This is a genomic window from Arthrobacter sp. 05N425 (assembly GCF_056397125.1).
Window position 1 is genome coordinate 21,484 of the sequence record NZ_JBFTMU010000015.1, and the last position, 23,155, is coordinate 44,638.

Consider the following 23,155-nt stretch of genomic DNA (forward strand, 5'->3'; position numbering starts at 1 on the left):
TTCCGCCCGGGCGTCAGCCGGCGGACTCCGCCGCCGTCGACACCGTGATCGTGACCCCCGCCGCGTCGTCACGGATTCTGAGGTGCAGCGGCCGGTCCACGAGGCTGGCGTGCATGTCTTCGCTGTCTTCCGGGGCAAGTTGCTCCGCCAGCCGGGTCAGGGCCAGCGCCATCGCCCGGCCCCAGTCGTGCGGATCCCTGCTCGAGGCCTCGGCTTCGGCTGAGTAGTTTTCCTCTGGTTCGGTCATGTGGCCGCCTTCCGCGCCTGGAACGCGGCCACCCCGGCGGTTCCGGGACGGCATCCGGCCAGGCCGGCACGCTTCAGTTCCTAAACATGGCCAGTGTAGTGACCCGCCGGACAGCGCGTCCATGATTCGCTGCCATGGCGCGCAAGTTATGCCGCCCCACCCCGATAAGATTTCCTTGCGGGGCCTATCCCGCCACATGCCCGAAGGACGCCATGCCCCAGACCAATGCCGCCCAAGACAATGCCGCCCAGGACAGTTCCGTGCAGGCCAAGCGCGCCGCCGTGATCATCAACCCCATGAAGTCCTCCGGCGAGGATTTCAAGGCTGCGTTCTACCGGCTCTGCGAGACGCAGGGCTGGAAGGAGCCCCTCTGGCTCGAAACCACGGCCGAGGACACCGGACTGGGCCAGGCGCGTGAAGCGCTCGAAGCGGGGGTCGACGTCGTGATTGCCGCCGGAGGTGACGGAACAGTCCGCTGCGTGGCCGAGGTCCTCGCCGGCACAGGCACGCCGATGGGCCTGGTCCCGATGGGCACCGGCAACCTGCTGGCCCGCAATATCGGCGTCGACATCACTGACCCGGTGGCCGCCAGCTACGACATCCTGAACGGCTCAGACATCAAGGTCGACGTGGTGAAGGCAAGCCTGGACCACGCCCGGGACGAACAGCTTTTCCTGGTCATGGCCGGCCTTGGCTACGACGCGGCGATCATGGCGAACACCGTGGACGAACTCAAGGACCGGGTGGGCTGGCTCGCCTACGTCGAGGCCGGCATCCGGCACCTGCCCGGCAAGCCGGTGAAGGCGCAGATCAGCATCGACGGGCAGCACCCGGTCCGGCGCCGGATCCGCAGCGTGATGGTGGGAAACTGCGGCCAGATCACGGGAGGAGTGGAAGTATTCCCCGACGCCAAAATCGATGACAACATTCTCGACGTCGTGGTTCTGGCCCCGAAAGGCAAGCTCGGCTGGTTCAGCGTGCTCGCCGGCATGTTCGGCCGTAAGAACGCCAAGAACAAGTCGGTCGAGTATTTCGCCGGCAAATCCGCGGAAATCACCCTCGACCATGAGCAGGAATTCCAGCTCGACGGCGACCACATTGGCAAGGCCAAGCACCTCAAGGTCGCGGTGGAGCACGAGGCGCTGACCATCCGGATGACGAAGGCGGCCTAACCGTTCCGGGCCCGGGACCCGGAGCTACCGCCAGGTAGTATCCGGGCCGTGCCAGGCCGTTGGGTGAAGGCCTCGGCGGGTTCGGCCGGCCGGTGCGGCCGCCCGAATTAGCGGCCGTGTTTCCCCGAGAGCTCGACCGTGCGACCGCCGGGGAGCCCGGATGTGTCTTCGCCGCGGTCGGGATGCCCGGCGGTCCCGCCGTCGGCGTCGGGATGCCCGGCGGTCCCGCCGGTGCCGGCCAGCCCGGCCAGCAGGTCGCGGATCTCCGCCAGCAGTGCGGTGTCGGCCGGGACCGGGTTCTCCTCCGGCTCCGCGGCGGCCAGCCGGTGCTTGACCATCCTGTTGATCCGGTTCATCGGAGCCACAAAGATGAAGTACACCACCGCCGCGGTGATGAGGAAAGTCACGAATGCCGTGAGGACGGCACCGATATTGACGAAGGTCTTCGCATTTCCGGGCCAGACGTAAAAACCGAGCCCCTGGGTTTCGACGCCGCCGGCTGCCGCGATGATCGGGTTCACGATGTTCGTGGTGAACGCCGTGACCAGGGCGGTGAACGCCGTACCGACGACGACGGCGATGGACAGTTCGATCACGTTGCCGCGCAGGATGAAGTCCTTGAATCCTTTGAGCATGGGTCCTCCGGAAGATGCCGTGTGGGTGGTTCAACCGATAGACGCTACCACCATGCCGATCCCCCGCTTGTTCCGTTGAATGGAATTCGAAGCCTGCCGGCCGCGGTTGCCGGCGTACGATTCAGCTGGATGCCAGTGCCGCCGTCGTTCTCAACCGACTGCAAAGGAAGACCCATTCCACCTGTGAAACCCGCGACATTGTTCGGCGAGATGTTCACCATGGCTCCAGCCAACAAGGACCACCAGGCCGCGGTCCGTTGCGCCGTCGGCGTCTTCGTCCCGCTGATCACCCTCGTGCTGCTGGGCCGGCTGGATCTGGCCATCTTCGCCTCCTTTGGGGCCTTCGCCGGGATCTACGGCCGGAACGAGCCCCACGGCCGCCGCTTCGTGCTGCAGTTGCGCGCCGGCACCCTCATGCTCGCGGTGATCCTGCTCGGCGCCTTGGCGGCCCGCGCCGGGGCGGCGTTGGCGCTCACGCCGTCGGGCACCGTCTGGCTGCAGGTCCTCGCGACCACAGTGGTGGCCGGCGGCTGCTCCCTGATCGTCGCCTGGTGGCGGCTCCGCCCGGCAGGATCGCTTTTCCACATTTTCGCCTTCGCTGCCATCGCCTCCATCCCCAGCCAGCCACCGCTCTGGCAGGGCATGCTGGTGGCCGTCCTGACCGTCGCGCTCTCGCTCGTGATCGGCTTGTCCGCCCGGGTCGCCCCGAGCCGCCGGAAGCCGTGGTCGTGGCCCCGGCCGGTCCGGCTGACCACAGCGGAGCGCCGCGTTGCCAAGCTCGAAGCCGTGGGCTACCTCGTGGCGGCCGGCCTGGCCGGCACCCTCGCGACCCTGGCCGGCGAATGGCTCGGCTTCGGCCACAACTACTGGGCCATGGTGGCCGCCGTCGTGCCGCTCGTGGGGCACAGCACGCGTCACCGCGTCAGCCGCGGCGTTCAGCGCATCATCGGCACCGCGCTCGGGCTGGTGCTGCTGGCCGCCATCCTGCTGCTGCAGCCGGCCCCCTGGCAGACCGTGCTGGTGATTGCCGCCTGCCAGTTCGGCGCCGAGATGTTCATCGCCCGCCAGTACATGCTGGCCCAGGTCTTCGTCACCCCGCTGGCGCTGATCTCGACCCTGCTGGTGGCGCCGGTGCCCGCGGGGACCCTGCTGCGCGACCGGTTCCTGGAGACGGTCATCGGAGCCGCCGTCGGCGTCGCCGTCGTGCTGGCGCCGGCCCTCTGGCGCCGGGTGGCCGCCGGCCACCGTTCAATGGAAGACTGATCCCAGGCAGTCAACAGTTCGGGGAAGCGGGAAGCGTGGCCAATTCCGGGTCGGGGGACTCCGTGGTGGACCGCGTGGTGCGCCTGATCGAGGCCTTCCCCGAGGGCTCTGCCGCCCTGCAGCTCTCCGAACTCGCGGACCGGGCCGGACTGCCCCTGACCACCGCCCACCGATTGGTCCGGCAGCTGGCCGGGCACGGGCTCCTGGAGCTCGGCAGCGGGGGGTCGGTCCGGCTGGGGCTGCGGCTGTGGGAGCTGGTCAACCGCAATTCGCCGACCCTGGCCCTGCGGCAGGCGGCGATGCCGTTCATGGAGGACATCCAGCAGGTGCTCAACCAGAACGTGAACCTGGCTGTCCTGGACGGCTGGGACGCCTTGTTCGTGGAGCGTCTGTCGCGCCGCGGCTCGGTCGCCAACCGGGCGAAAGTCGCCGGGCGGATGCCGGTGCACCTGTCCTCGGCCGGGCTGGTGTTGATGGCCCACCAGCCGGCCTCGGTGCAGGCGGCATACCTGCGCCAGTTCAACGACCCCGCAGGCAGGCTCCGCGCCGGGGACCTCCGCTCGCTCCTGGCCGAGGCCGCCGAGGAAGGCTACGCCCAGCTGGCCGGCGTCGTGGACCCCGACACCTGGGGGATCGCCGTCCCGGTGCGGGACACGAGGAAGCGGACCGTCGCTGCCCTCGGCGTCGTGGTTCCGCTGCGGGAGATGCGGCTGCAGGCGCTGGTGCCGGCGCTGCAGACCGCGGCGCGGGGCATCGGACGCCGGCTCGGGGACTCCCGCACGGCGGCCGAATTCCGTTCAACGGAAGACCTGTAACGCAGATCACTGCTCCGGGCGCACACTGTTAGCCAGAAGACCGATCCGGTCCGGAGCCGCGGCGTGCGGCCGACAGCTTGGCGCGCCGCTCCGGGCCCCGCAACGAAGCGAGGACAACATGGCAGCCCGAAAAGTCATCACCACCCAGGTGGCCATCGTGGGCGGGGGCCCCGCCGGGCTCATGCTCTCCCACCTGCTGGCCAAAGAGGGCATCGAGTCCACCGTGGTCGAACTGCGCAGCCGGCGCGAAATCTCGGAAACCGTCCGTGCCGGCATCCTCGAGCACGGCACCGTCAACCTCCTCGTGGACACCGACGTCTCCGATCGCGTGCTGCGCGACGGCGACCGGCACGACGGGATCGAGCTGCGGTTCAACGGGGAAAGCCACCGCATCGACTTCCAGGACCTGGTTGGCGAGTCGGTCTGGCTCTACCCGCAAACCGACGTCTTCATGGACCTCGCCGCGCGCCGGGAGGCCGACGGCGGCGACGTCCGGTACAGCGTCACGGACACCAGCGTCCATGACATCGAGGGTTCGCCGAAGGTGTGGTTCACGGACGCGGACGGCACCGAGTTCGAGCTTCAGGCCGACTTCATTGCGGGCGCGGACGGCTCGCGCAGCCACTGCCGTGTCCAGATTCCCGAGGCTGACCGTAAGTGGTACTTCCACGAGTACCCCTTTGCCTGGTTCGGCATCCTGGCCGAGGCGCCGCGCAGCTCCGACGAGCTGATCTATGCCAACTCGGAGAACGGCTTCGCCCTGATCAGCCAGCGGACCGAGACGGTGCAGCGGATGTACTTCCAGTGCGACCCCGGCGAGGACGTCAACAACTGGGACGACGAGCGGATCTGGGAGGCGTTCCGCAGCCGCGTGAACGGCAACGGCTTCGAACTCAAGGAGGGCCCGGTCATCGACAAGACGGTCCTGAAGTTCCGCAGCTTCGTGCACGCCCCGATGCGGCACGGCAAGCTGTTCCTGGCCGGGGACGCCGCCCACACCGTCCCGCCCACCGGAGCCAAGGGCCTGAACCTGGCCATCCACGACGTCAAGGTGCTGTTCGAAGGCCTGGACAGCTTCTACAAGACCGGCTCCACGAAGCTCCTCGACCTGTACAGCGACCGCGCCCTGGACCGGGTCTGGAAAGCGCAGCACTTCTCCTACTGGATGACCTCCATGCTGCACACCCCGACCGGAGCCGACGACTTCGCCCGCGCCCGCCAGCTCGGCGAACTCAATTCGGTGGTGTCCTCGCGGCACGGCCGCGCTTACCTTGCCGAGGCCTACACGGGCTGGCCGGCAGGGAACTAGGACGTCCTCCGGGACTCCGGCAGCTCCGCATCTTTCCATCGACAGCACCCCGGGCCAGGACTAGCCTTTAACCGTCCCAGCATGACCCGACAAGGACGACGGAGAGGTGTCCGATCATGGGAAACGCAGAGAATGTTGAACTGGTCCGGCGGGGGTACGAGGCCTTCAACGCAGGGGATATGGCGACCCTCAGCGAGCTGTTCGCGGAGGACGCAGTCTGGCACGTGGCCGGAAGTGGCGTGCTATCGGGGACGAAACAGGGCCGCGACGCCATCCTGGCGTATTTCGGCGAACTGGGAGCGCGCACGCAGGGAAATTTCCAAGCCAAGGTCCAGGACATCGTGGGCGGGGAAAGCCACACGGTCGCGATCCAGCAAACCCACGGGGAGGGCAACGGCAAGACCCTGGACATGGGCACCGTCATCACTTTCGTGGTCCGCGACGGCAAGATCGCCGAGGGCCGGGAGTACTTCGAGGACACGGCCAAGTCAGACGATTTCTGGACCTGACGGTCCGGGCCCGGCGGCACTGGCAACGCAGGCACTGACAGCGCAGGCGGCACGCAGCGACGCGCGGCCTCACGCCATGGCGGTGTGCGCGGCGCTGTGCGAATCGATCGGCTTCGCGTAGCAGTACGAATGCTCCACGCCGATGTATGGGCCGAAGTTGGGCACGGCCACAAAGCCCGAGTTCTGGTAGAACTGCCGCCCGTCGGTCTGCGCCGACCCCGCCTCAGCGGTCAGGGTGGTGACGCCGAGGGCCTGGGCGTGCCCCTCTAGCGCCGCCAGGATGGAACTGGCCACGCCCGAACCTCGCGTGTACGGCAGCACGTAGAGCCGCTTGATCTCGGCGGTGTGCTCGTCCAGCAGGCGCAACCCGCCGCAGCCCACCGGCTGGCCCGACGCCTTGTCGTGCGCCACCAGGAACACCGCGGTGTCGACTTCCGACGGCGGTGGCCCGGACTCGTGCCCGCGGTGGCCGAAGCGGGCGTCCAGTTCCGCCTGCTGGGCTGCCCGCAGGTCGGCTCCCACCGGGTTGGACCAGGGGACCTGCCGGATGTTGAGCCGCGGGTTGGTCTGCATCGCTGCCTCGATTCGCCGAAGGGTTATGCAGACCAAGGCTATTGAGCGGCGGTTTCCGTGGTGTTTCGGCCACGTAAGGGCTTCGAGAACTCGGTTTCCGCGATTTCGACGAGTCGGCGCACATTCGGCGTCCGGAAACGCCCGTCCGGCAGGGAAACGTCTAAGCGGAGGGTTCGGCGGGGCGGCCGGTGGGGTCCTCCGCCGTCGGGTCCGCCAGGGCCAGTCCGCCCACCGGGCTGTCGTCCCAGTGGATCAGCCGCCAGCCGGCGTCGGGATCGCCTTCCAGCGCCACGATGCCGGTGTTGGCGAGCACGTGCCGCGCRGCGAACTCCGCCTCGACATTGGCGGCACGCAGGCCGGTCCAGACCCGGATCGCGGCGCCGTGGCTGACGACGGCGACGGCGGCGTCCCCGGCGGCGGAGGCAGCGGCGGCGATCCTCGCGATCGAGTCGTCGTAGCGTTCGAAGAAGTCGTGGCCGTTGGGGCCGGAGGGCATCCGCCGGTCCAGTTCGCCCGCCGTCCAGGCGAACACTGTGCCGAGGTAGCGCAGGTGGGATTCGCGGTCGGTGAGCTTCTCCAGCGCCCCGGCTTCGATTTCCCGCAGCCCTCCCAGCACCTCAATCTCCAGCCCGCGGGTGGTGGCGAGCGGTGCGGCCGTGAGCTGGGTGCGGACCAGGGTGGACGCGTAGAGCAGTCCGATCTTTTCGTTCGCCAGGGAGCGGGCCAGCGCGGCCGCCTGGCGTTCGCCCAGTTCGGTCAGTCCGGGGCCCGGATGGGCGGTGTCCAGCTGTCCCAGGACGTTGCCCGGGGTCTGGCCGTGACGGATCAGCAGAAGCCTCATGGCAGCGATTTTACCGGCTGGGCCGGGGCCCGGCGCGGCCCCGCTTGCCGCCCGTGATTCCGGCGGTCAAGGGATCCGGACCGTGGCCTGGATCGGGGCGTGGTCGCTGGGGTACCGGTCGTCCAGCCGGAAGGTGTTGACCGCGGCCTCCGCGACCTGGATCTCCGGCGTGACGGCGATCCAGTCGATGCGGCTTTCGCCGATGACCGGGTCCTTGTAGTTCGGGAACGTCCCGTACTCCGGAGTCAGCCGCTGCTTGGCCGCGGTCCAGGAGTCCCGGAAGGTGCCGCTCCCCACCAGGGTGCTGTACGCGCCGGAGGCACCGGCGTCGGCGTTGAAGTCGCCCATCAGCACGGTCGGCAGCCCCGGCTCGAAGCGTGTTGCGTGCTCCACGATGGCCTCGGCGCTGCGCAGCTGCGCGTTCTCGGACTCGTGGTCGAAGTGGGTGTTGACCACCATCAGCTCACGTCCGGTGTGGTTGTCTTCGAACCGGCCCCAGGTGGCGATCCGGGTGACGTGGTTGCCCCACGTCGCCGAGCCGGCCACCGTGGGCGTGTCAGAGAGCCAGAACTGGTCCCACGTCCGCAGCTTCAGGCGGCGGGCGTCGTAGAAGATGCAGGAGTGCTCGCCCCGGCGGCCACCTTCGCGGCCGTGGCCGATCATCCGGTAATGGTCCGGAAGGGCCTCGCCGATCACGGCCAGCTGGTGCTCCAGGCCCTCCTGGATGCCCAGCACCTCGGGCAGCTCCTCGGCCAGTACGGCCTGCAACGCCGGAACGCGCTCCGGCCAGTAGTCGGCCTGGCCCGGCAACGTCGCCGCGATGTCGCAGCGGATGTTGAAGCTCATCAGGCTCAAGGCAGCCGGGTCGGCCGCGGCGTCAGCAGCCGCGCCGGCTCCTGGGCCGGGGTCGGCGTCGGGACCGGCCGCTGGGCCGGGGTCGGTCAGAACGGTCCGTGCTGTCGACGGTGCGTCGCTCGGCAAGGGGTCTCCTCGGGTCGGTAACAGCCCCAGCTTCCTTTCTGAAGCTGGCCAGTCCTCGACGGCCGCGTAAACGGCGGCCTGCCGGAAGGTGAATTCGGGGCGAGCACGGCTAGGCCAGGTGGCCGACCAGCTTGTCCGCGATGCCGGTGTACTTGCCCGGGGTCAGCGCCAGGAGGCGGGCTTCGGCATCGGCTGACAGGCCCAGGCCCTGGACGAATTCCCGCATCCGGGCGGCGTCCACCCGCTGGCCGCGGGTCAGGTCCTTGAGCCGCTCGTACGGGTTTTCCATGCCCGCGACGCCGGCGATCGCCTCGGCCCGCATGACCATCTGGATCGCCTCGCCGAGGACCTCCCAGTTGGTGTCCAGGTCCCTGGCGAGCACGTCCTCCGCCACGTCCAGGCGGTCCAGTCCCTTGGCCACGTTGGAGATGGCCAGCAGGGAATGGCCGAAGGCCACGCCGATGTTGCGCTGCGAGGAGGAGTCGGTGAGGTCGCGCTGCCAGCGGGAGGTGACCAGCGTGGAGCCCAGTACGTCCAGCAGGCCCGAGGAGATTTCCAGGTTGGCCTCGGCGTTCTCGAAGCGGATCGGGTTGACCTTGTGCGGCATCGTGGAGGACCCCGTGGCGCCGGCAACCGGGACCTGCGCGAAGTAGCCGATCGAGATGTAGCTCCAGATATCGGTGCACACGTTGTGCAGAATCCGGTTGAAGCGCGCGACGTCGGCGTACAGCTCGGCCTGCCAGTCGTGGCTTTCGATCTGCGTGGTCAGCGGGTTCCAGCCCAGGCCCAGGCCTTCTACGAAGCTCTTGGCGACCTGCTCCCAGTCCGCCCCCGGCACGGAGGCGACGTGGGCGGCGTAGGTGCCGGTCGCGCCGTTGATCTTGCCGAGGTACTCGGTCCGGGCAATGCGGTCCAACTGGCGGGTCAGCCGGTGGGCGATCACGGCCAGTTCCTTGCCGAGCGTGGTGGGGGTGGCGGGCTGGCCGTGCGTGCGGGACAGCATCGGGACCGCGCGGTTGGCCTCGGCCATCGCGCTGATCTGCGCGACCAGCTTGCGGGCCGCGGGCAGCCAGACGTCCTCCACGGCGCCCTTGACGCCGAGCGCGTAAGAGAGGTTGTTGATGTCTTCCGAGGTGCAGCCGAAGTGCACCATGGCGGTCAGGTGCTCGATTCCGATGCCCGGCAGCCGGCGGCCGATGTAGTACTCCACGGCCTTGACGTCGTGCACGGTGACGGCCTCGATTTCGGCCAGTTCGGCGACCGACGCGGCGTCGAACTCGGTGACGATGGCGCGCAGCTGCTCCTGCTGCCTCGCGCTCAGCGGTCCGGCCCCCGGCAGGACGTTGTTGTTGGTCAGGTGGATCAACCACTCAACCTCGACGGCGACCCGGTCACGGTTGAGCGCGGCCTCGGAGAGGTAGTCCACCAGCGGCGCGACCGCCGACTGGTAGCGGCCGTCGAGCGGGCCGAGCGCGATCTGGTGGTCGGACGCGGCGAGGGCCAGGCGTCCGGACGGCGTGCGGGTCTCAGCTGTGGCGGCAGTTTCAGGCATGGTCCGATTCTTTCACGAAGTGCCGCCGGGCCTTAAGCGGGCAGTTCCTTATGACATTTCCCCCCCGCGGACGGGACCGTTCCGCCCCCTGCGCGGGCGGCTGCTTTTCCACATAGCTGTCCCGGCCGCTTCCGGCGCCGCTGGCCGGCCCCTAGCGTCGAACCCGGGACTGAACTGCGAATGAAAGGGGCCCGGACCATGAGCGGCACGTTGACAGCGGCGGAGGCGGCGGCGTGCGCCTCACGCAGCTACGAGGTCCAGCAGCTGGCTGCCAGAGTCGCGTCATGTGCGGACCAGGGCGGTGCCGCCTTGGCCGCACTGAGCCGGCTGGAACTCCACGGCTGGCAGTCCCCGGCCGGCCGCGCCTACCGCTCTACGCTGTCGCTTCAGTCCGCAGCCTTGCGGCGGGGCCGGGACGGGCTGCAGGACGCGGCAGCGGTGGTCCTGCGGCACGCCCAGAACGTGACGCTTTCGTCGGGACGGCCGGGGTACTGATGGCGGAGGCGACCCCGGCGGGCTCCGGAGGCGYCCCCCGCCCCTCCGCGCCGCCCCCGGACGGGATGCTCCGGATCCGTGGCGGGATCGGCGGCCTCAGCTTCCAGTTCGAGGAACTGCTGGCGGGCGCGGCGGCCCTGGATGGGGTGGTGCGCCAGCTCTACGCCCTGGAGGCGGAGGCCGACGGCGTCCGCCGCGCTCTGTTCGACTACCAGCCCGACTCTTACCGCAGCGGCAGCGACGCCATCATCGCGGTGGGGGAGGCCGGCCGTGACGTCAGCCGCGTCAGGGCCGAATTGGAACACATCGCCGCCCAGGTCCGGGCCAGCCACCGGGAGTACGAATTCACCGAAGCCCGGAACGCCTTGCTGCTTCGGATGGGGCTCTCCGCCCCCGGGTACGGCTCCCCGCAAAGTCTCTTCGCGCTTCCCGGGATCCGCGACCAGGTCGAACACGGCGTGGCCATGGCTCCGCGCAGCCTGGCGCTCCTGTTGGGCCTGCCCGTTCCCCTGGCCGGGGCCGTCGGCGCGCTCAGCGGGCCCACTGACGTCCGGCGCGCAATCCGGGACCTGGCGGCCGCGCCGGGACTGGGGTTCCTGAAACCGCGGCCGGTCACAGTGGTCGGCAGCGAAACAGCCGCCGCGGACGTGGACCTCTCCCCGGCGGGCCTGTTGCGGCGGGCGGACGCGGTGGGCCGGAACAGCGGCGACATTGAAGTCATCCGGGTCGAGGGCGGCAGCCGGCGCGCTTGGGTGGTCATCATCCCGGGAACCCAGCTCGGCGGGCTGCCCGCGGGAACCAACCCCTTCGATACGGCAGGCATCGCCGAGGGGCTCGGCTACGATTCGCAGGCAACCACAGGGGCCATCAGGCAGGCACTGCGCGAGGCCGGTGTGGAGGCGGGCGAGCAGCTCGCCGTCGTCGGCTACAGCCAGGGCGGCATCCACGCCATGAACCTCAGCAGGGACAAAGCCTTCCTGGCCGAATTCGACCTGAAGTTCGTACTGACCGCCGGTTCCCCGGTGGGCGGCATCACCCCTGAGCCGGGCATCGGCAGCCTGCACCTGGAGCACCAGCACGACTGGGTGCCGGGAGCCGACGGACTGGCCAATGCGGACACCAGGGACCGCGTGACCGTGACCTTGACCAATGACCTGGTCATGCCGCCGCCGCAGGATTTCGGTCTCGGTCCCGGCCATCGGCTGGAAAACTACACGGCCGGTGCGGAGGCGGTCGCGGCGAGCCGGGATCCCTCGCTGCGGGCATCCACCGCCGCACTGGCCGCCGTGGTCGGTGCCGGGGGCGCCGCAACGGTGACCCGATTTTCCCTGCGGCGCGAACCGCAGCCGGCGCAGGGCGTGGTCACGGCTCCGGGGCCCAACCGCTCGACCGGCGTATTGCCCTCAGCCCGCGTCGCGACGGACGCACGACCCGCTGCGGCACCGGCTGCGGCGGGGATGTCCGGCTAGGGGCTGGGCGGGGAGTGCCGGCGGGAGTGTCCGCGGAGGGCCGGCTAGCGGCGCCGGCCGCCCGGGAGCCGCCCGGCGACGAGGGACACCACGGTGATGATGATGGCTGCGAATACCGCGGTCCAGAAGAAGGAATCGATGGTGAAGTGCACCGGCGTGTAAGAGCTCAGCCAGGAGGTGAGGTACAGCATCGCGGCGTTGATGACGATCGTGAACAGCCCCAGCGTGAGGATGGTCAGTGGCAGCGACAGCAGGCTTACCAGCGGCTTGACGAGGGCGTTGACGAGGCCGAAGATCAGCCCGATAAACAGGTACGCCAGGATGATCCCGATCGTGTCCGTGCCCTGCGTGACGCCGCTATTGGCCACGGCCCCGGTGGTGGCGGACGTGGAAATATCCAGCCCGGGGAGGATCCAGCTGGCGATCCAGAGGGCCAGAGCATTGACGATGACCCGCACGAAGAGTGAGCGCATGGCCCCATGCTGTCACATCACCGGTCGTACCGGCAGGAGGGCGAAGTAGGCTAAGACGCATGACTTCATCAGACAAGCAGGCCGGAGGGATCCGCCCGCGGCCGGTAGTAGACCTCCTTCCCCGTTACGCAGCCGGAAAACCGCCGGTCCCGGTCGAGGGGCTCGTGAGCTACAAGCTTTCCTCCAACGAGAACCCGCTGGCTCCGATCCCTGCAGTGCAGCAGGCCATCGCGGCGCAGACCGACTTCAACCGCTACCCGGACCCGTTGAGCAGCAAGCTGCGCGGTGCGCTCGCGGGCTTCCTGGACGTCCCCGCCGAGGACATCGTGACCGGCGCCGGCAGCCTCGGTGCGCTCAACCAGCTGCTGGCCACCTTTGCCGGCCAGAACGACGACGGCAAGGCCGACGAGGTCATCTACGCGTGGCGCTCCTTCGAGGCGTATCCCATCAGCGCGGGCCTGGCCGGCGCCGAGAGCGTGCAGATCCCGCTGACGGCCGACGGCCGGCACGACCTGGACGCGATGGCTGCCGCGGTGACGGCCCGCACCCGGATGATCCTGCTGTGCACCCCGAACAACCCCACCGGCCCCATTCTCACGACCGAGGAGACCGAGCGGTTCCTCAAGGCCGTCCCCTCGGACATCGTGGTGGTCATCGACGAGGCCTACCAGGAGTTCGTCCGGGCCGAGGATGCCGTCGACGGCATCGAGATGTACCGCAAGTACCCGAACGTCGTCGTCCTGAGGACCTTCTCCAAGGCGCACGGCCTGGCCGGACTGCGCGTGGGTTACAGCGTGTCCCAGCCGGACCTCACCCAGCACCTGCGCGTCACCGCGACGCCCTTCGCGGTTTCCCAAATCGCGGAGGCGGCGGCTGTCGCCTCGCTGCAGCACTTTGGCGAGGTTGTAGAAAGGGTACAAAGCCTGGTCGATGAGCGGGACCGCGTGACCGAGGGCCTGCGTGAGCTCGGCTGGTTCGTACCGGACGCCCAGGGCAACTTCGTCTGGCTTAATCTGGGTACCAACAGTGCGGAATTTGCCGCACTGGCGGGGGAGCGGGCACTGTCCGTCCGGGCCTTCGGCAACGAGGGGGTGCGGGTGAGCATCGGCGAGGCCGAAGCCAACACCCGTTTCCTCGAATTGTGTGCGATCTATACAAAACCCCCACAGCGTTCCTAGCGCTTAACACGAAGTCCGCCGAAGGTACGCTGCGGATAAAGTAGGGACGAGTAAGCCAAAATATATGCCGGACCTGGAATGCATGCCCGGTCCGGCATATATCCCAGCGATTGCGGCGCATTCGGATGCGGCAGGCAAGGAGACGGTATGGGCGCCACACATCTGCCCTCTACCGAGTTCGACGGAACCGACGTGGATGACCAGCTCGAGGCGCAGGCCGAGGCGGTGCTGGGCGACCCCGCTGTCCCGATGGTCCAGCTGCTGGGTCCGGACGGCACCCTGGGTTCGGATCCGGTGTTTTCCGAGTACGCCGCGCGGCTCGACGCCGGGAAGCTCCGCGGTTTCTACGCGGACATGGCAAAGATCCGCCGTTTCGACGTCGAGGCCACCGCGCTGCAGCGGCAGGGCCAGCTGGCCCTGTGGGTCCCGCTCACCGGCCAGGAAGCGGCGCAAATCGGGTCCGGCCGGGCGAGCCAGCCGCAGGATTACATCTTCCCGACCTACCGGGAGCACGGCGTCGCGCTGACCCGCAACGTCGACCTGGCCGAGCTGCTGCGGCAGTTCCGCGGGGTGTCCAACGGCGGCTGGAACCCCAAGGACACCAACTTCCACCTCTACACGCTGGTCCTCGCCGCCCAGACGCCGCACGCGGTCGGTTACGCAATGGGCATCCAGCGCGACCAGAAGCTCGCCGCGGCCCAGGCGGCAGCTGGGGAGGCGCCGGCCGGTTCCCAGGCGCCCAAGGCCGCCGTTATGGTCTATTTCGGCGACGGTGCCAGCTCCGAGGGCGATGTCCACGAGTCCATGGTCTTCGCCGCCTCCTACAACGCCCCCGTGGTGTTCTTCTGCCAGAACAACCACTGGGCCATCTCGGTTCCCACCGCCGTCCAGACCCGCATTCCGCTCTCCAACCGCGCCAAGGGCTACGGCTTCCCGGGCATCCGGGTGGACGGCAACGACGTGATCGCGGTCCACGCCGTCACCGAGTGGGCCCTCGAACGCGCCCGCGAAGGCGAGAGCCCGGTGCTGATCGAGGCCTTCACCTACCGCGTCGGCGCGCACACCACCGCCGACGATCCGACGAAGTACCGCGGCTCGGATGAAGAGGCGCAATGGCGGGCGAAGGATCCGCTGGAGCGGCTCGAGAAGTACCTGCGCGCCGAAGGCCTCGCCGACGACGCCTTCTTCGAGCAGGTCAAGGCCGACGGCGACGAACTGGCGGCGTACGTCCGCAGCACCATCCACGACCTGGGAACCCCGGACATCCGGACAGCCTTTGCCAACACCTACGCCGAGGCACACCCCCTGGTGGCCGAGGAGCTGGCGTGGTTCGAGGAATACAGTGCGGGCTTCGCCGACGAGGTAGACGGAGCCGAGGCAGGCGCTGCCGGGTCCGAAACGGCCGCGGCACACACAGAGGGGGCGGTGCGCCGATGACCGCCATGACCATTGCCAAGGCCATCAACGAGGGCCTGCGCGCGACGCTGAGCAGCAACCCCCGGACCCTGCTGATGGGCGAGGACATCGGCCCGCTCGGCGGCGTCTACCGCGTCACCGACGGCCTGATCGGGGAGTTCGGCGCCGACCGCGTCGTGGACACCCCGCTCGCCGAGTCCGGCATCATCGGCACCGCGATCGGCCTGGCGCTCAGCGGCTACTTGCCGGTCTGCGAGATCCAGTTCGACGGCTTCGTCTTTCCCGGCTTCAACCAGATCACCACGCAGCTGGCGAAGATGCATTCGCGCAGCAACGGCAACCTCACCGTCCCCGTCGTCATCCGGATCCCCTACGGCGGCGGCATCGGCTCGATTGAACACCATTCCGAGTCCCCCGAGGCGCTGTTCGCCCATACCGCCGGGCTGCGCATCATCACCCCGTCCAACCCGCACGACGCCTACTGGATGATCCAGCAGGCGGTCGACTGCCTGGACCCCGTGATCGTCTTCGAGCCGAAGCGGCGCTACTGGCTCAAAGGCGAGGTCGACACCGACTCCCCGGGCCAGTCCGCGGACCCCTTCAGGGCCCATGTGCTGCGTGAGGGGTCGGACGCTACCGTCGTGGCCTATGGCCCGCTGGTTCCCGTGGCCCTCGCGGCCGCCTCTGCGGCGGCCGAGGACGGCCACAGCGTCGAGGTGATCGACCTGCGCTCCATTTCGCCGATCGATTTCGACACCGTCACGGCCTCGGTCCGGAAAACGGGCCGGCTGATCGTGGCGCATGAGGCGCCGACCTTCGGCGGTATCGGCGGCGAGATCGCGGCGCGGGTCAGCGAGCGGGCCTTCCATTCCCTCGAAGCCCCGGTCATCCGCGTCGGCGGCTTCCACATGCCCTACCCGGTCGCCAAGGTGGAAGAAGACTACCTCCCGGACATCGACCGCATCCTTGAGGCGCTGGAACGCGCCCTCGCCTACTGACGGGGACCTCCATGACCGTGAACAAGTTCAACCTTCCTGACGTGGGCGAGGGCCTGACCGAGGCCGAAATCGTGTCCTGGAAGGTCAAGGCCGGTGACACCGTGGCCGTCAACGACGTGCTGTGCGAAATCGAGACCGCCAAGTCCCTCGTGGAGCTTCCTTCCCCCTACGCCGGAACTGTCACCGAGCTGTTAGTCCCGGAGGGCGTGACGGTCGACGTCGGAACGCCGATCATCAGCGTTTCCGACGCCGCCGCCGAACCCGCCGCGCCGGCCGCAACCCCGGCGGTTGCCGCCGCTGCCACAACAACTCCGGCGGCTACTCCTGCTGCCGCTGCGCCGGCGCCCGAGGCGCCGATGTACGGAAAGCTGGAGCACGACGCGTACGACACCGCCGAGCCGGCCGGGCCCCCGGCCGGCGGCCCGCTGGTCGGTTCCGGTCCGAAGGCCGACGCCGTCAAACGGCGCCGCCGGATCTCCGCGCCGGTTGCGGCGGCCTCCGCCCCCGCCGTCGAACGGGCCGGGATCGAGGCGCACGACATCTGGATCAGCCCGTCCGCGGCCACCCAGGCTGAACCGCCCGTCGCGGCGGAAGCCGAAGCTGTCGACCAGCGCCCGACGCTGGGCGGGGCCATCACCGGCCTCGTCAACCGCGTCCTGGCCAAACCCCCGGTCCGGAAGATTGCCCGCGACCTCGGCATCGACCTGGCCGACGTCGTTCCCACCGGCGCGCGCGGCGAAGTGACCCGTGAGGACCTCGTCAGCTATCAGGCCCAGCGCGACGCCGAGCTGGACCAGGCGGATTCGTTCTGGGGCAAGACCGGCCGCCCCCAGGAGCAGCGGATCGAGCGCATTCCGGTCAAGGGCGTCCGCAAGGCCACCGCACGGGCGATGGTCGAGTCCGCCTTCGCTGCCCCGCATGTGAGCATCTTCGTGGACGTGGACGCCAGCCGCACCATGGAGTTCGTCAAGCGGCTCAAGGCTTCCCGCGATTTCGAGGGCATCAAGGTTTCGCCGCTGCTGATCCTCGCCAAAGCCGTCATCTGGGCCGCGGCGCGGAACCCCAGCGTCAACGCGAGCTGGGTGGATGCCGAGGACGGCAGCGACTCAGCCGAGATCCACGTCAAGCACTTCATGAACCTCGGCATCGCGGCCGCGACCCCGCGCGGGCTGATGGTGCCCAACATCAAGAACGCCCAGGATCTCTCGCTGAAGGAACTGGCGCTGGCCCTCAATGAGCTGGCCACCACCGCCCGGGCGGGCAAGACCCAGCCGGCGCAGATGCAGGGCGGCACCCTCACGGTCACCAACATCGGCGCCCTGGGCATCGACACCGGAACGCCGATCATCAATCCCGGCGAGGTGGCGATCGTGGCTTTCGGCACCATCAAGCAGAAGCCCTGGGTGCTCGACGGCGAGGTGATCCCGCGCTGGATCACCACGCTCGGCGGTTCGTTCGACCACCGGGTGGTGGATGGAGACCTGTCGGCCCGCTTCATGGCCGACGTCGCAGCCATCCTCGAAGAGCCAGCACTGCTGCTGGACTGAGCCGGGCGGCCGCCGGTCCGGCCCCCGCTCCGGGGCGCTGGCCGCCGACGCTCCTGCCCAGTTGTTCCCGGCCAGTTCCTGGCCAGTACCCGGCCGGGCGGCGGGATCCCGCGGTTCTCCGGCGCCGGGGCGGACCCCGCTGCAGTAGAGATGCCCAAAAACCGGGCGGGAACTCGGGGTCCGGGCGTGTTGCGCCTAGTTCGACCCGTAGGCGGCGAAGGTCGAGAGCAGCTCGGTCATGCCCGGGTCGCTGCCCCAGCCGGCAACGGCGGCCGCTGCGGCAAACACCACGCCGGCGAAACCGAAACTGCCGGCCGTGACCGCGCCCAGGAACTTCCAGTCCTCGCGCAGGATGCTCCGGACCGTATCGGGCATCCGCAGCGCCGGGGAGATCAAATTGGGGGCGCTGTCCACCGAGCCGTCGTCGAGGTACGCGACCACCCGGCCGGCGGCACGGTCGACCCGCATCGTGCTGATGTGGTTTCCATGGCGGGCCAGCAGAATGTCGTGGCCGACGAGCTGGCGGCGCTGAAGAACAGGCATGGTTTCTCCCCGGGAGGTGGCGGATAGGTCTGTCCGCACCATCGGGGGCACCTCCAATTTTACCGCCGCGCGCCGCGCCGTCGCCGGTAATTCCGGGTGAGGCTGCCCACGACAGAGGGTGACCGCGGTCAAATCCAGGCGAATCCTGTCCCGGAACCGCGCGGCGGCACTAGAGTGGCACCAGCCGCCGCCGAGCCGGCGAACGCCGATCAAAGGAGATTTTGCGTGTTCTCGAGCCCGTTCCCCGCTGTAGAAATTCCCGACGTCAGCCTTTACGAGTACCTCTTCGGCGGCCTGGAGGAGGCGGACCTGGACCGGGTCGCCGTCGTCGACGGCAGCAGCGGAGCCGAAACCAGCTACCGCGAGCTGCGCGACCGGATCAACGCTCTCGCGGGCGCCGTCGCCGCCAAGGGGCTGGGCATCCACGGCGTCGCCGCCATCCTATGCCCGAACATCCCGGCGTTCACTGTCGTGTTCCACGGCCTGCTGCGGGCCGGCGCCACCGTCACTCCCGTCAATTCGCTGTACACGGCCGATGAGATCGCGAAACAACTCACCGACGCCGGAGCCAGCTGGCTCTTTACGATCTCGGCCCTGCTGCCCGCCGCCCGGGAAGCGGCCGGCCAGGTGGGCATCCCCGCGGAGCGGCTGGTGGTGCTCGACGGCGCCGAGGGTCACCCCTCGCTGACGGAGCTGCTCGCCAGCGGCGCACCCGCCCCGGATGTCAGCTTCGACCCTGCCACCCACCTCGCCGTGCTGCCGTACTCCTCGGGCACCACCGGACGGCCCAAGGGCGTGATGCTGAGCCACCGCAACCTCGTGGCGAACGTGGAACAGTCGCGCGGGCTGCTCAAGGTCCGGCCGGACGACCGGCTGCTGGCACTGCTGCCGTTCTTCCACATCTACGGACTCACGGTGCTGCTGAACCTGGCCCTCCGGGAACGCGCAAGGCTGGTCACCATCCCGAAGTTCGACCTCGCGGAATTCCTGCGGATGGTCCAGGACCACAAGTGCAGCTATCTCTTCATTGCCCCGCCGGTTGCCGTGGCACTGTCCAAGCACCCGCTGGTGGCGGAATACGACCTCAGCTCCGTGCACACCGCGTTGTCCGGCGCGGCGCCGCTGGACGGCGAACTGGGGGCGCGGCTGGCCGAGCGGCTGGGCTGCCGGGTGCTCCAGGGTTACGGCATGACCGAGATGAGTCCCGTTTCCCACCTGATCCCGGTCGACGCGACGGACGTTCCGGTCAGCTCGGTGGGCTACACCGTCCCCAACATGGACTGCCGGCTGGTGGATCCGGCCACGGGCGAGGAAATCGAGGTCCCCGCGGAGGGAACAAGCGCCCCGGGCCACCTGCTGTGCCGGGGGCCCAACGTGATGCTCGGTTACCTGAACCGGCCGGATGAGACGGCTGACACCCTCGACGCGGACGGCTTCCTGCACACCGGGGACATCGCCACGGTGCGGGCGGATGGCGTGGTGTCGATCGTGGACCGGCTCAAGGAATTGATCAAGTACAAGGGGTACCAGATTGCGCCGGCCGAGCTTGAGGCGCTGCTGCTTACCCACCCCGGCATCGCCGACGCCGCCGTGGTCGGAACCGCCGACGCCGACGGCCAGGAGGTGCCGATGGCTTTCGTGGTGCGCCAGCCGAACGCCGAGGGCGAGCTGCTGGACGAAGCCGGGGTGCAGGAATTCGTAGCCGCCCGGGTGGCGCCGTTCAAGAAGATCCGGCGCGTGGAATTCATCGAGGCGGTGCCGAAGTCCTCGTCCGGCAAGATCCTGCGCCGGATGCTGAAGGCAGTGGATGCCTAGGACGGCAAAGCCGGCGCAGCAGCCCTAGGGCTGCTGCGCCGGCATCTGCAGTTGCGCCGCTACTCGGGGCTGTCGGTCTTGGCGATGTAGACGTCGCAGGGGGCGCCGTGGGCCACGCTGTTGGCAACGCTGCCGAGGACGCGCCCCAGGCCGCGCATCCGGCGGTTGCCGACCACGATCATCTGCGCGTCGGAACGTTCCGCCTCGTGGATCAGCGCTTCCGCGGGCTTGCCCCGGGCTGCCGCGTAGGTGACGTTGATCCCGGCCGTCCGGAGACTGTCGGCTACACCCTTGGCCACCTTCTCGGCGTCGTCGGCGTCGGAAACAATCCACCGGTCGCTGCCGCTGCCGAACACCTCGGTCCGGTCGCTATCGAACGCGCTGACCACGTGCAGCGTCGCGCCGAGCGAGACAGCCAGGTCCCGGGCCGTTTGGGCCGCCTTCAGGGCAGTCTCGCTGCCATCGACGCCGACAACGATGATTCCGGTCATAGGGGACTCCTCTGGTCAGGCATGAATACGTCAGGCGACGTTCAGTCAACAGCAATAGTTCAGGCTACAACGCCGCGACTGCTTCCCGCAGTACCGGCGCCAGACGCCGGACGCCTTCCTCGATTGCGTCCGGCGGCACCGCACTGAAAGCGAGCCGCAGCTTGTTGGAGGGCTCGTCCGAGTGGGTAAATGCTGCACCGGGAATGAAGACCACTCCGGCATCGATGGCCTTCTGCAACAGCGGGTAGGTGTCGATGCCCTCGGGCAGCGTGACCCAAATGAAGAAGCCGCCCTGCGGGCGTGTCCAGCTCAGCCCCTCGGGCATGTACTTCTCGAGGGCTGCGAGCATGGCCTCGCACCGCTCCTGGTACAGCCCGCGGTAGGTGGCAATCTGGCCGCGCCAGTCGTAGTCGCGCAGGTACGCGGAGACCAGCATCTGGTTGAGCGTCGGCGGGCACAGGGTGACGGCTTCCGAGGCGAGGTAGTAGCGGCGCTGCAGGTGCGCCGGGACCAGGGCCCAGCCGATCCGCAGTCCCGGGGCGAAGATCTTGGAGAAGGAGCCCATGTAGATCACATCGTCCGGGTTGCCGGCCCGCAGCGGGGTCAGCGGTTGGCCGTCGAAGCGCAGCAGGCCGTACGGATTGTCCTCCAGGACCAGAATATTCGCGTTGCGGCATATATCGACTACCTGCTGCCGGCGTTCGGCGGCGAGCGTGATACCGGACGGATTGTTGAAGCTTGGGATCGTGTAGAGGAATTTGACGTTCTTGCCCGCGGTCTGCAGGGCCGCGATCCTGGCCTCGAGGAGGTCCGGGATGATCCCGTGCTCGTCCATCGGCACCGTGCCCACCTCGACCTGGTAGGCCTCGAAGGTGTTCAGTGCACCGACGTAGGTGGGATCCTCCACGAGGACGACGTCGCCCGGGTTGCAGAAGACCTTGGTCGCGACGTCCTGGGCGGACTGCGAGCCTGCGGTGATGACGACGTTTTCGGGCTTCGCGTCGAGGATCCCCTCGGCGGCCATGACCTCGCAGATCTGCGCGCGGAGCTCTTCGGTACCCTGCCCGCCGCCGTACTGCAACGCCGTCAGGCCGTGTTCGGCGATGATTTTCGCGGCGGACTGGCCCAGCCGCTCCAGTGGAAGGGACTGGAGGTAGGGGCTGCCGCCGGCGAGGGAGACCAGGCCCGGACGCAGGGAGATGTCGAAGACGTCCCGGACGGCCGACTGCTTGATATTTGCTGCGCGCTCCGAGAAAAGCCTCTCGTGGCGGTGGGCGGACGTAGCCGCACGTTCGATTGCGTCAATTGCCTCGGCCGGAAGGAGCTCTGCGGCGGCATCAAGTGTTTCGTGGGTCACAATCCTAGGATACAGGCCCGCGTTGTCACGGGGAAAACTTTTGTTCACAAGAACGGCAAGGGGATCCCGGACACAGGACACCCCCGGCAGTGGGGGGCGCTGCCGGGGGTGTCGGTCTGTGATGAGCCTGCTTAGGCGGCGTCGGCGGTACGGGCTTCGGCCAAGGCTTCGAACACGCCCTTGATCTGCTCCACGACCTCGGCGTCGTCCTTCGGGTGGACCTCGGCGAAGCGGACCATCGAACCGGGGACGGCAAGCTTGACGTCTTCGAGCACCTTGGCGCCGGCGATGCCGACGGCCTTTCGGGCCTCGTCCTGGGCCCAGACGCCGCCGTACTGGCCGAACGCGGTGCCGACGACGGCGGTGGGCTTGCCGCTCAGGGCGCCGGCGCCGAAGGGCCGGGAGAGCCAGTCGATGGCGTTCTTCAGCGGTGCGGGAACGGTGCCGTTGTATTCCGGGGTGACCAGGAGCAGGGTGTCGGCGTCGTTTGCGGCGGCACGCAGCGCTGCGGCGGCGGCGGGAACCTGGCCCTCGACGTCGATGTCCTCGTTGTAGAACGGAATGTTGCCGAGGCTCTCGTGGATGACGACGTCGACCTGCTCGGGAGCGTTGAGCTGGATGGCTTCGGCCAGCTGGGCATTCGTGGAGCCGGCGCGCAGGCTGCCGACCAGGGTGAGAACGGTGTTGGTAGTCATGTGAACTCCTTGAAACGCGCCGCGGAGATTCCGGCGGCTGGATGGTCGCGGAGGCTTTGATGGCCTTCACCAAAGCTAAACGGACTGCGGTCCGCTTATTATTCCCCCGGGGCTAGAATGGGCGTTGTGAGCCTCATCCCAATTCGGCCCGGCGGGCAAGCAGACGACCCCCCGGCCCACTCCGGTAATCGTCCCGGCGTCCGGGGCGCGGCCGAGTCTGAACGCCGGGATGCCGCCCGCAACCGTGAATTGTTGCTCCGGGCCGCCCGGGAATTGATTGAGGAGTGCGGGGCGGACGGCCTCACCATGGCGTCCCTGGCCGGGCGCGCCGGCGTGGGCAAGGGGACCGTCTTCCGGCGCTTCGGCAGTCGGGCGGGACTCATGATGAGCCTGCTCAGTGATGCCGAGGCGCAGTTCCAGGGCCGGTTCATGTTCGGGCCGCCGCCGCTGGGGCCCGGTGCGCCGCCCCCGGAACGGCTGATTGCCTGTGGCGCGGAACGGATTGCCTGGGTGCTGGAATTTGGTGAACTCGCCCGCGCCGCGGATGCGTCCGCCCACAACCGGTTCGATGTGCCCGCCGCCGTGCTCTGGCACCGGCATCTGGAACTGCTGCTGCGCGAAGCCGGGGTCAGCGCGGATCCCTGGCTGATGGCGGGCGCCCTGAGCGTGACCCTCGAGCCGGAGCGCATCCTGCATGCGGTGCGGGTCCACGGGGTCGCCCCGGACCGGCTGGTTGAGTCCTGGCGGGAGCTGGCCACCCGGGTGGTGCGCGGCGCGTAGG

The 23,155-nt window shown here is 68.8% G+C and carries 24 protein-coding genes; 13 read left to right on the forward strand and 11 right to left on the reverse strand.

What is annotated here, in order from left to right; all coding sequences use genetic code 11:
* Positions 1–13: 13 nt before the first annotated feature.
* Positions 14–247: a hypothetical protein gene (locus AC1DGE_RS15280; protein WP_476917730.1), complete on the reverse strand. Its 234-nt coding sequence runs from the start codon at positions 245–247 to the stop codon at positions 14–16.
* A 212-nt stretch (positions 248–459) separates the two neighbouring features.
* Here AC1DGE_RS15280 and AC1DGE_RS15285 point away from each other — a divergent pair, with 212 nt between their 5' ends.
* Positions 460–1,419, forward strand: a complete 960-nt coding sequence (locus AC1DGE_RS15285; RefSeq protein ID WP_476917731.1) for a diacylglycerol/lipid kinase family protein — start codon at positions 460–462, stop codon at positions 1,417–1,419.
* A gap of 107 nt (positions 1,420–1,526) precedes the next feature.
* On the opposite strand, the gene mscL is transcribed toward AC1DGE_RS15285, so the two are convergent.
* Positions 1,527–2,054: a large conductance mechanosensitive channel protein MscL gene (mscL, locus tag AC1DGE_RS15290; RefSeq protein ID WP_476917732.1), complete on the reverse strand. Its 528-nt coding sequence runs from the start codon at positions 2,052–2,054 to the stop codon at positions 1,527–1,529.
* Between the two features lie 210 nt (positions 2,055–2,264).
* Between mscL and AC1DGE_RS15295 the strand changes: the two genes are divergently transcribed.
* From AC1DGE_RS15295 to AC1DGE_RS15310, 4 genes are all read left to right on the forward strand, one after another.
* Positions 2,265–3,317, forward strand: a complete 1,053-nt coding sequence (locus AC1DGE_RS15295) for an FUSC family protein (RefSeq protein ID WP_476917746.1) — start codon at positions 2,265–2,267, stop codon at positions 3,315–3,317.
* Positions 3,318–3,352: 35 nt separating this feature from the next.
* Entirely contained in the window at positions 3,353–4,132 is a 780-nt protein-coding gene (locus AC1DGE_RS15300) for an IclR family transcriptional regulator (protein ID WP_476917733.1), read from the forward strand.
* A 118-nt stretch (positions 4,133–4,250) separates the two neighbouring features.
* The gene (locus AC1DGE_RS15305; RefSeq protein ID WP_476909668.1) at positions 4,251–5,441 is read left to right on the forward strand and encodes a 4-hydroxybenzoate 3-monooxygenase; all 1,191 of its coding nucleotides are present in this window, start codon (positions 4,251–4,253) and stop codon (positions 5,439–5,441) included.
* Between the two features lie 116 nt (positions 5,442–5,557).
* Entirely contained in the window at positions 5,558–5,950 is a 393-nt protein-coding gene (locus AC1DGE_RS15310; RefSeq protein WP_441419212.1) for a nuclear transport factor 2 family protein, read from the forward strand.
* A gap of 69 nt (positions 5,951–6,019) precedes the next feature.
* Here the strand turns inward: AC1DGE_RS15310 and AC1DGE_RS15315 are convergent, their stop codons facing one another.
* The 4 genes from AC1DGE_RS15315 to purB form a co-directional block, all read right to left on the reverse strand.
* Positions 6,020–6,523, reverse strand: coding sequence for a GNAT family N-acetyltransferase (locus tag AC1DGE_RS15315; RefSeq protein ID WP_476917734.1), 504 nt, complete (start codon positions 6,521–6,523; stop codon positions 6,020–6,022).
* A gap of 160 nt (positions 6,524–6,683) precedes the next feature.
* Positions 6,684–7,364: a histidine phosphatase family protein gene (locus AC1DGE_RS15320; RefSeq protein ID WP_476917735.1), complete on the reverse strand. Its 681-nt coding sequence runs from the start codon at positions 7,362–7,364 to the stop codon at positions 6,684–6,686.
* A gap of 66 nt (positions 7,365–7,430) precedes the next feature.
* On the reverse strand, positions 7,431–8,345 hold the full coding sequence (locus AC1DGE_RS15325) for an endonuclease/exonuclease/phosphatase family protein (protein WP_441419215.1): 915 nt from the start codon (positions 8,343–8,345) through the stop codon (positions 7,431–7,433).
* Between the two features lie 109 nt (positions 8,346–8,454).
* The gene (purB, locus tag AC1DGE_RS15330; RefSeq protein ID WP_476917736.1) at positions 8,455–9,897 is read right to left on the reverse strand and encodes an adenylosuccinate lyase; all 1,443 of its coding nucleotides are present in this window, start codon (positions 9,895–9,897) and stop codon (positions 8,455–8,457) included.
* 198 nt (positions 9,898–10,095) lie between these two features.
* Between purB and AC1DGE_RS15335 the strand changes: the two genes are divergently transcribed.
* A complete protein-coding gene (locus AC1DGE_RS15335) occupies positions 10,096–10,392 on the forward strand; it encodes a hypothetical protein (protein ID WP_441419217.1) in 297 nt (98 codons plus the stop codon).
* Complete coding sequence (locus AC1DGE_RS15340; RefSeq protein WP_476917737.1) at positions 10,392–11,861, forward strand: hypothetical protein; 1,470 nt, start codon at positions 10,392–10,394, stop codon at positions 11,859–11,861. The genes AC1DGE_RS15335 and AC1DGE_RS15340 overlap by 1 nt, the downstream gene beginning before the upstream one ends.
* 44 nt (positions 11,862–11,905) lie before the next feature.
* Here the strand turns inward: AC1DGE_RS15340 and AC1DGE_RS15345 are convergent, their stop codons facing one another.
* On the reverse strand, positions 11,906–12,334 hold the full coding sequence (locus tag AC1DGE_RS15345; protein WP_441419219.1) for a phage holin family protein: 429 nt from the start codon (positions 12,332–12,334) through the stop codon (positions 11,906–11,908).
* Between the two features lie 59 nt (positions 12,335–12,393).
* Here AC1DGE_RS15345 and AC1DGE_RS15350 point away from each other — a divergent pair, with 59 nt between their 5' ends.
* The 4 genes from AC1DGE_RS15350 (at position 12,394) to AC1DGE_RS15365 (ending at position 17,473) form a co-directional block, all read left to right on the forward strand.
* Positions 12,394–13,512, forward strand: a complete 1,119-nt coding sequence (locus tag AC1DGE_RS15350) for a histidinol-phosphate transaminase (RefSeq protein ID WP_476917738.1) — start codon at positions 12,394–12,396, stop codon at positions 13,510–13,512.
* Between the two features lie 147 nt (positions 13,513–13,659).
* Positions 13,660–14,949, forward strand: coding sequence for a thiamine pyrophosphate-dependent dehydrogenase E1 component subunit alpha (locus tag AC1DGE_RS15355; protein ID WP_476917739.1), 1,290 nt, complete (start codon positions 13,660–13,662; stop codon positions 14,947–14,949).
* Complete coding sequence (locus AC1DGE_RS15360; RefSeq protein WP_476917740.1) at positions 14,946–15,926, forward strand: alpha-ketoacid dehydrogenase subunit beta; 981 nt, start codon at positions 14,946–14,948, stop codon at positions 15,924–15,926. The genes AC1DGE_RS15355 and AC1DGE_RS15360 overlap by 4 nt, the downstream gene beginning before the upstream one ends.
* An 11-nt stretch (positions 15,927–15,937) precedes the next feature.
* On the forward strand, positions 15,938–17,473 hold the full coding sequence (locus tag AC1DGE_RS15365) for a dihydrolipoamide acetyltransferase family protein (protein ID WP_476917741.1): 1,536 nt from the start codon (positions 15,938–15,940) through the stop codon (positions 17,471–17,473).
* A 195-nt stretch (positions 17,474–17,668) separates the two neighbouring features.
* Here AC1DGE_RS15365 and AC1DGE_RS15370 read toward each other — a convergent pair whose 3' ends face one another.
* Positions 17,669–18,016 carry a hypothetical protein gene (locus AC1DGE_RS15370; protein WP_441419224.1) on the reverse strand — a complete coding sequence of 116 codons (348 nt, stop codon included), beginning with the start codon at positions 18,014–18,016 and terminating at the stop codon, positions 17,669–17,671.
* Positions 18,017–18,241: 225 nt separating this feature from the next.
* Between AC1DGE_RS15370 and AC1DGE_RS15375 the strand changes: the two genes are divergently transcribed.
* A complete protein-coding gene (locus AC1DGE_RS15375; RefSeq protein ID WP_476917742.1) occupies positions 18,242–19,831 on the forward strand; it encodes an AMP-binding protein in 1,590 nt (529 codons plus the stop codon).
* Positions 19,832–19,890: 59 nt separating this feature from the next.
* Here the strand turns inward: AC1DGE_RS15375 and AC1DGE_RS15380 are convergent, their stop codons facing one another.
* From AC1DGE_RS15380 to AC1DGE_RS15390, 3 genes are all read right to left on the reverse strand, one after another.
* On the reverse strand, positions 19,891–20,322 hold the full coding sequence (locus tag AC1DGE_RS15380; RefSeq protein ID WP_175323500.1) for a universal stress protein: 432 nt from the start codon (positions 20,320–20,322) through the stop codon (positions 19,891–19,893).
* A 64-nt stretch (positions 20,323–20,386) separates the two neighbouring features.
* Complete coding sequence (locus AC1DGE_RS15385) at positions 20,387–21,679, reverse strand: aminotransferase-like domain-containing protein (RefSeq protein WP_476917743.1); 1,293 nt, start codon at positions 21,677–21,679, stop codon at positions 20,387–20,389.
* A gap of 131 nt (positions 21,680–21,810) precedes the next feature.
* Positions 21,811–22,374, reverse strand: a complete 564-nt coding sequence (locus tag AC1DGE_RS15390; protein WP_175323502.1) for an NAD(P)H-dependent oxidoreductase — start codon at positions 22,372–22,374, stop codon at positions 21,811–21,813.
* 126 nt (positions 22,375–22,500) lie between these two features.
* On the opposite strand from AC1DGE_RS15390, the gene AC1DGE_RS15395 reads away from it, so the two are divergent.
* A complete protein-coding gene (locus AC1DGE_RS15395; protein ID WP_476917744.1) occupies positions 22,501–23,154 on the forward strand; it encodes a TetR/AcrR family transcriptional regulator in 654 nt (217 codons plus the stop codon).
* Position 23,155 lies beyond the last annotated feature (1 nt).

Bases quoted from the DNA above. Each gene is read 5' to 3' on its own strand.
- AC1DGE_RS15280 (WP_476917730.1), bottom strand. From the start codon at position 247: ATGACCGAACCAGAGGAAAACTACTCAGCCGAAGCCGAGGCCTCGAGC.
- AC1DGE_RS15285 (WP_476917731.1), top strand. From the start codon at position 460: ATGCCCCAGACCAATGCCGCCCAAGACAATGCCGCCCAGGACAGTTCC.
- mscL (WP_476917732.1), bottom strand. From the start codon at position 2,054: ATGCTCAAAGGATTCAAGGACTTCATCCTGCGCGGCAACGTGATCGAA.
- AC1DGE_RS15295 (WP_476917746.1), top strand. From the start codon at position 2,265: ATGTTCACCATGGCTCCAGCCAACAAGGACCACCAGGCCGCGGTCCGT.
- AC1DGE_RS15305 (WP_476909668.1), top strand. From the start codon at position 4,251: ATGGCAGCCCGAAAAGTCATCACCACCCAGGTGGCCATCGTGGGCGGG.
- AC1DGE_RS15310 (WP_441419212.1), top strand. From the start codon at position 5,558: ATGGGAAACGCAGAGAATGTTGAACTGGTCCGGCGGGGGTACGAGGCC.
- AC1DGE_RS15315 (WP_476917734.1), bottom strand. From the start codon at position 6,523: ATGCAGACCAACCCGCGGCTCAACATCCGGCAGGTCCCCTGGTCCAAC.
- purB (WP_476917736.1), bottom strand. From the start codon at position 9,897: ATGCCTGAAACTGCCGCCACAGCTGAGACCCGCACGCCGTCCGGACGC.
- AC1DGE_RS15335 (WP_441419217.1), top strand. From the start codon at position 10,096: ATGAGCGGCACGTTGACAGCGGCGGAGGCGGCGGCGTGCGCCTCACGC.
- AC1DGE_RS15345 (WP_441419219.1), bottom strand. From the start codon at position 12,334: ATGCGCTCACTCTTCGTGCGGGTCATCGTCAATGCTCTGGCCCTCTGG.
- AC1DGE_RS15350 (WP_476917738.1), top strand. From the start codon at position 12,394: ATGACTTCATCAGACAAGCAGGCCGGAGGGATCCGCCCGCGGCCGGTA.
- AC1DGE_RS15355 (WP_476917739.1), top strand. From the start codon at position 13,660: ATGGGCGCCACACATCTGCCCTCTACCGAGTTCGACGGAACCGACGTG.
- AC1DGE_RS15360 (WP_476917740.1), top strand. From the start codon at position 14,946: ATGACCGCCATGACCATTGCCAAGGCCATCAACGAGGGCCTGCGCGCG.
- AC1DGE_RS15365 (WP_476917741.1), top strand. From the start codon at position 15,938: ATGACCGTGAACAAGTTCAACCTTCCTGACGTGGGCGAGGGCCTGACC.
- AC1DGE_RS15370 (WP_441419224.1), bottom strand. From the start codon at position 18,016: ATGCCTGTTCTTCAGCGCCGCCAGCTCGTCGGCCACGACATTCTGCTG.
- AC1DGE_RS15380 (WP_175323500.1), bottom strand. From the start codon at position 20,322: ATGACCGGAATCATCGTTGTCGGCGTCGATGGCAGCGAGACTGCCCTG.
- AC1DGE_RS15390 (WP_175323502.1), bottom strand. From the start codon at position 22,374: ATGACTACCAACACCGTTCTCACCCTGGTCGGCAGCCTGCGCGCCGGC.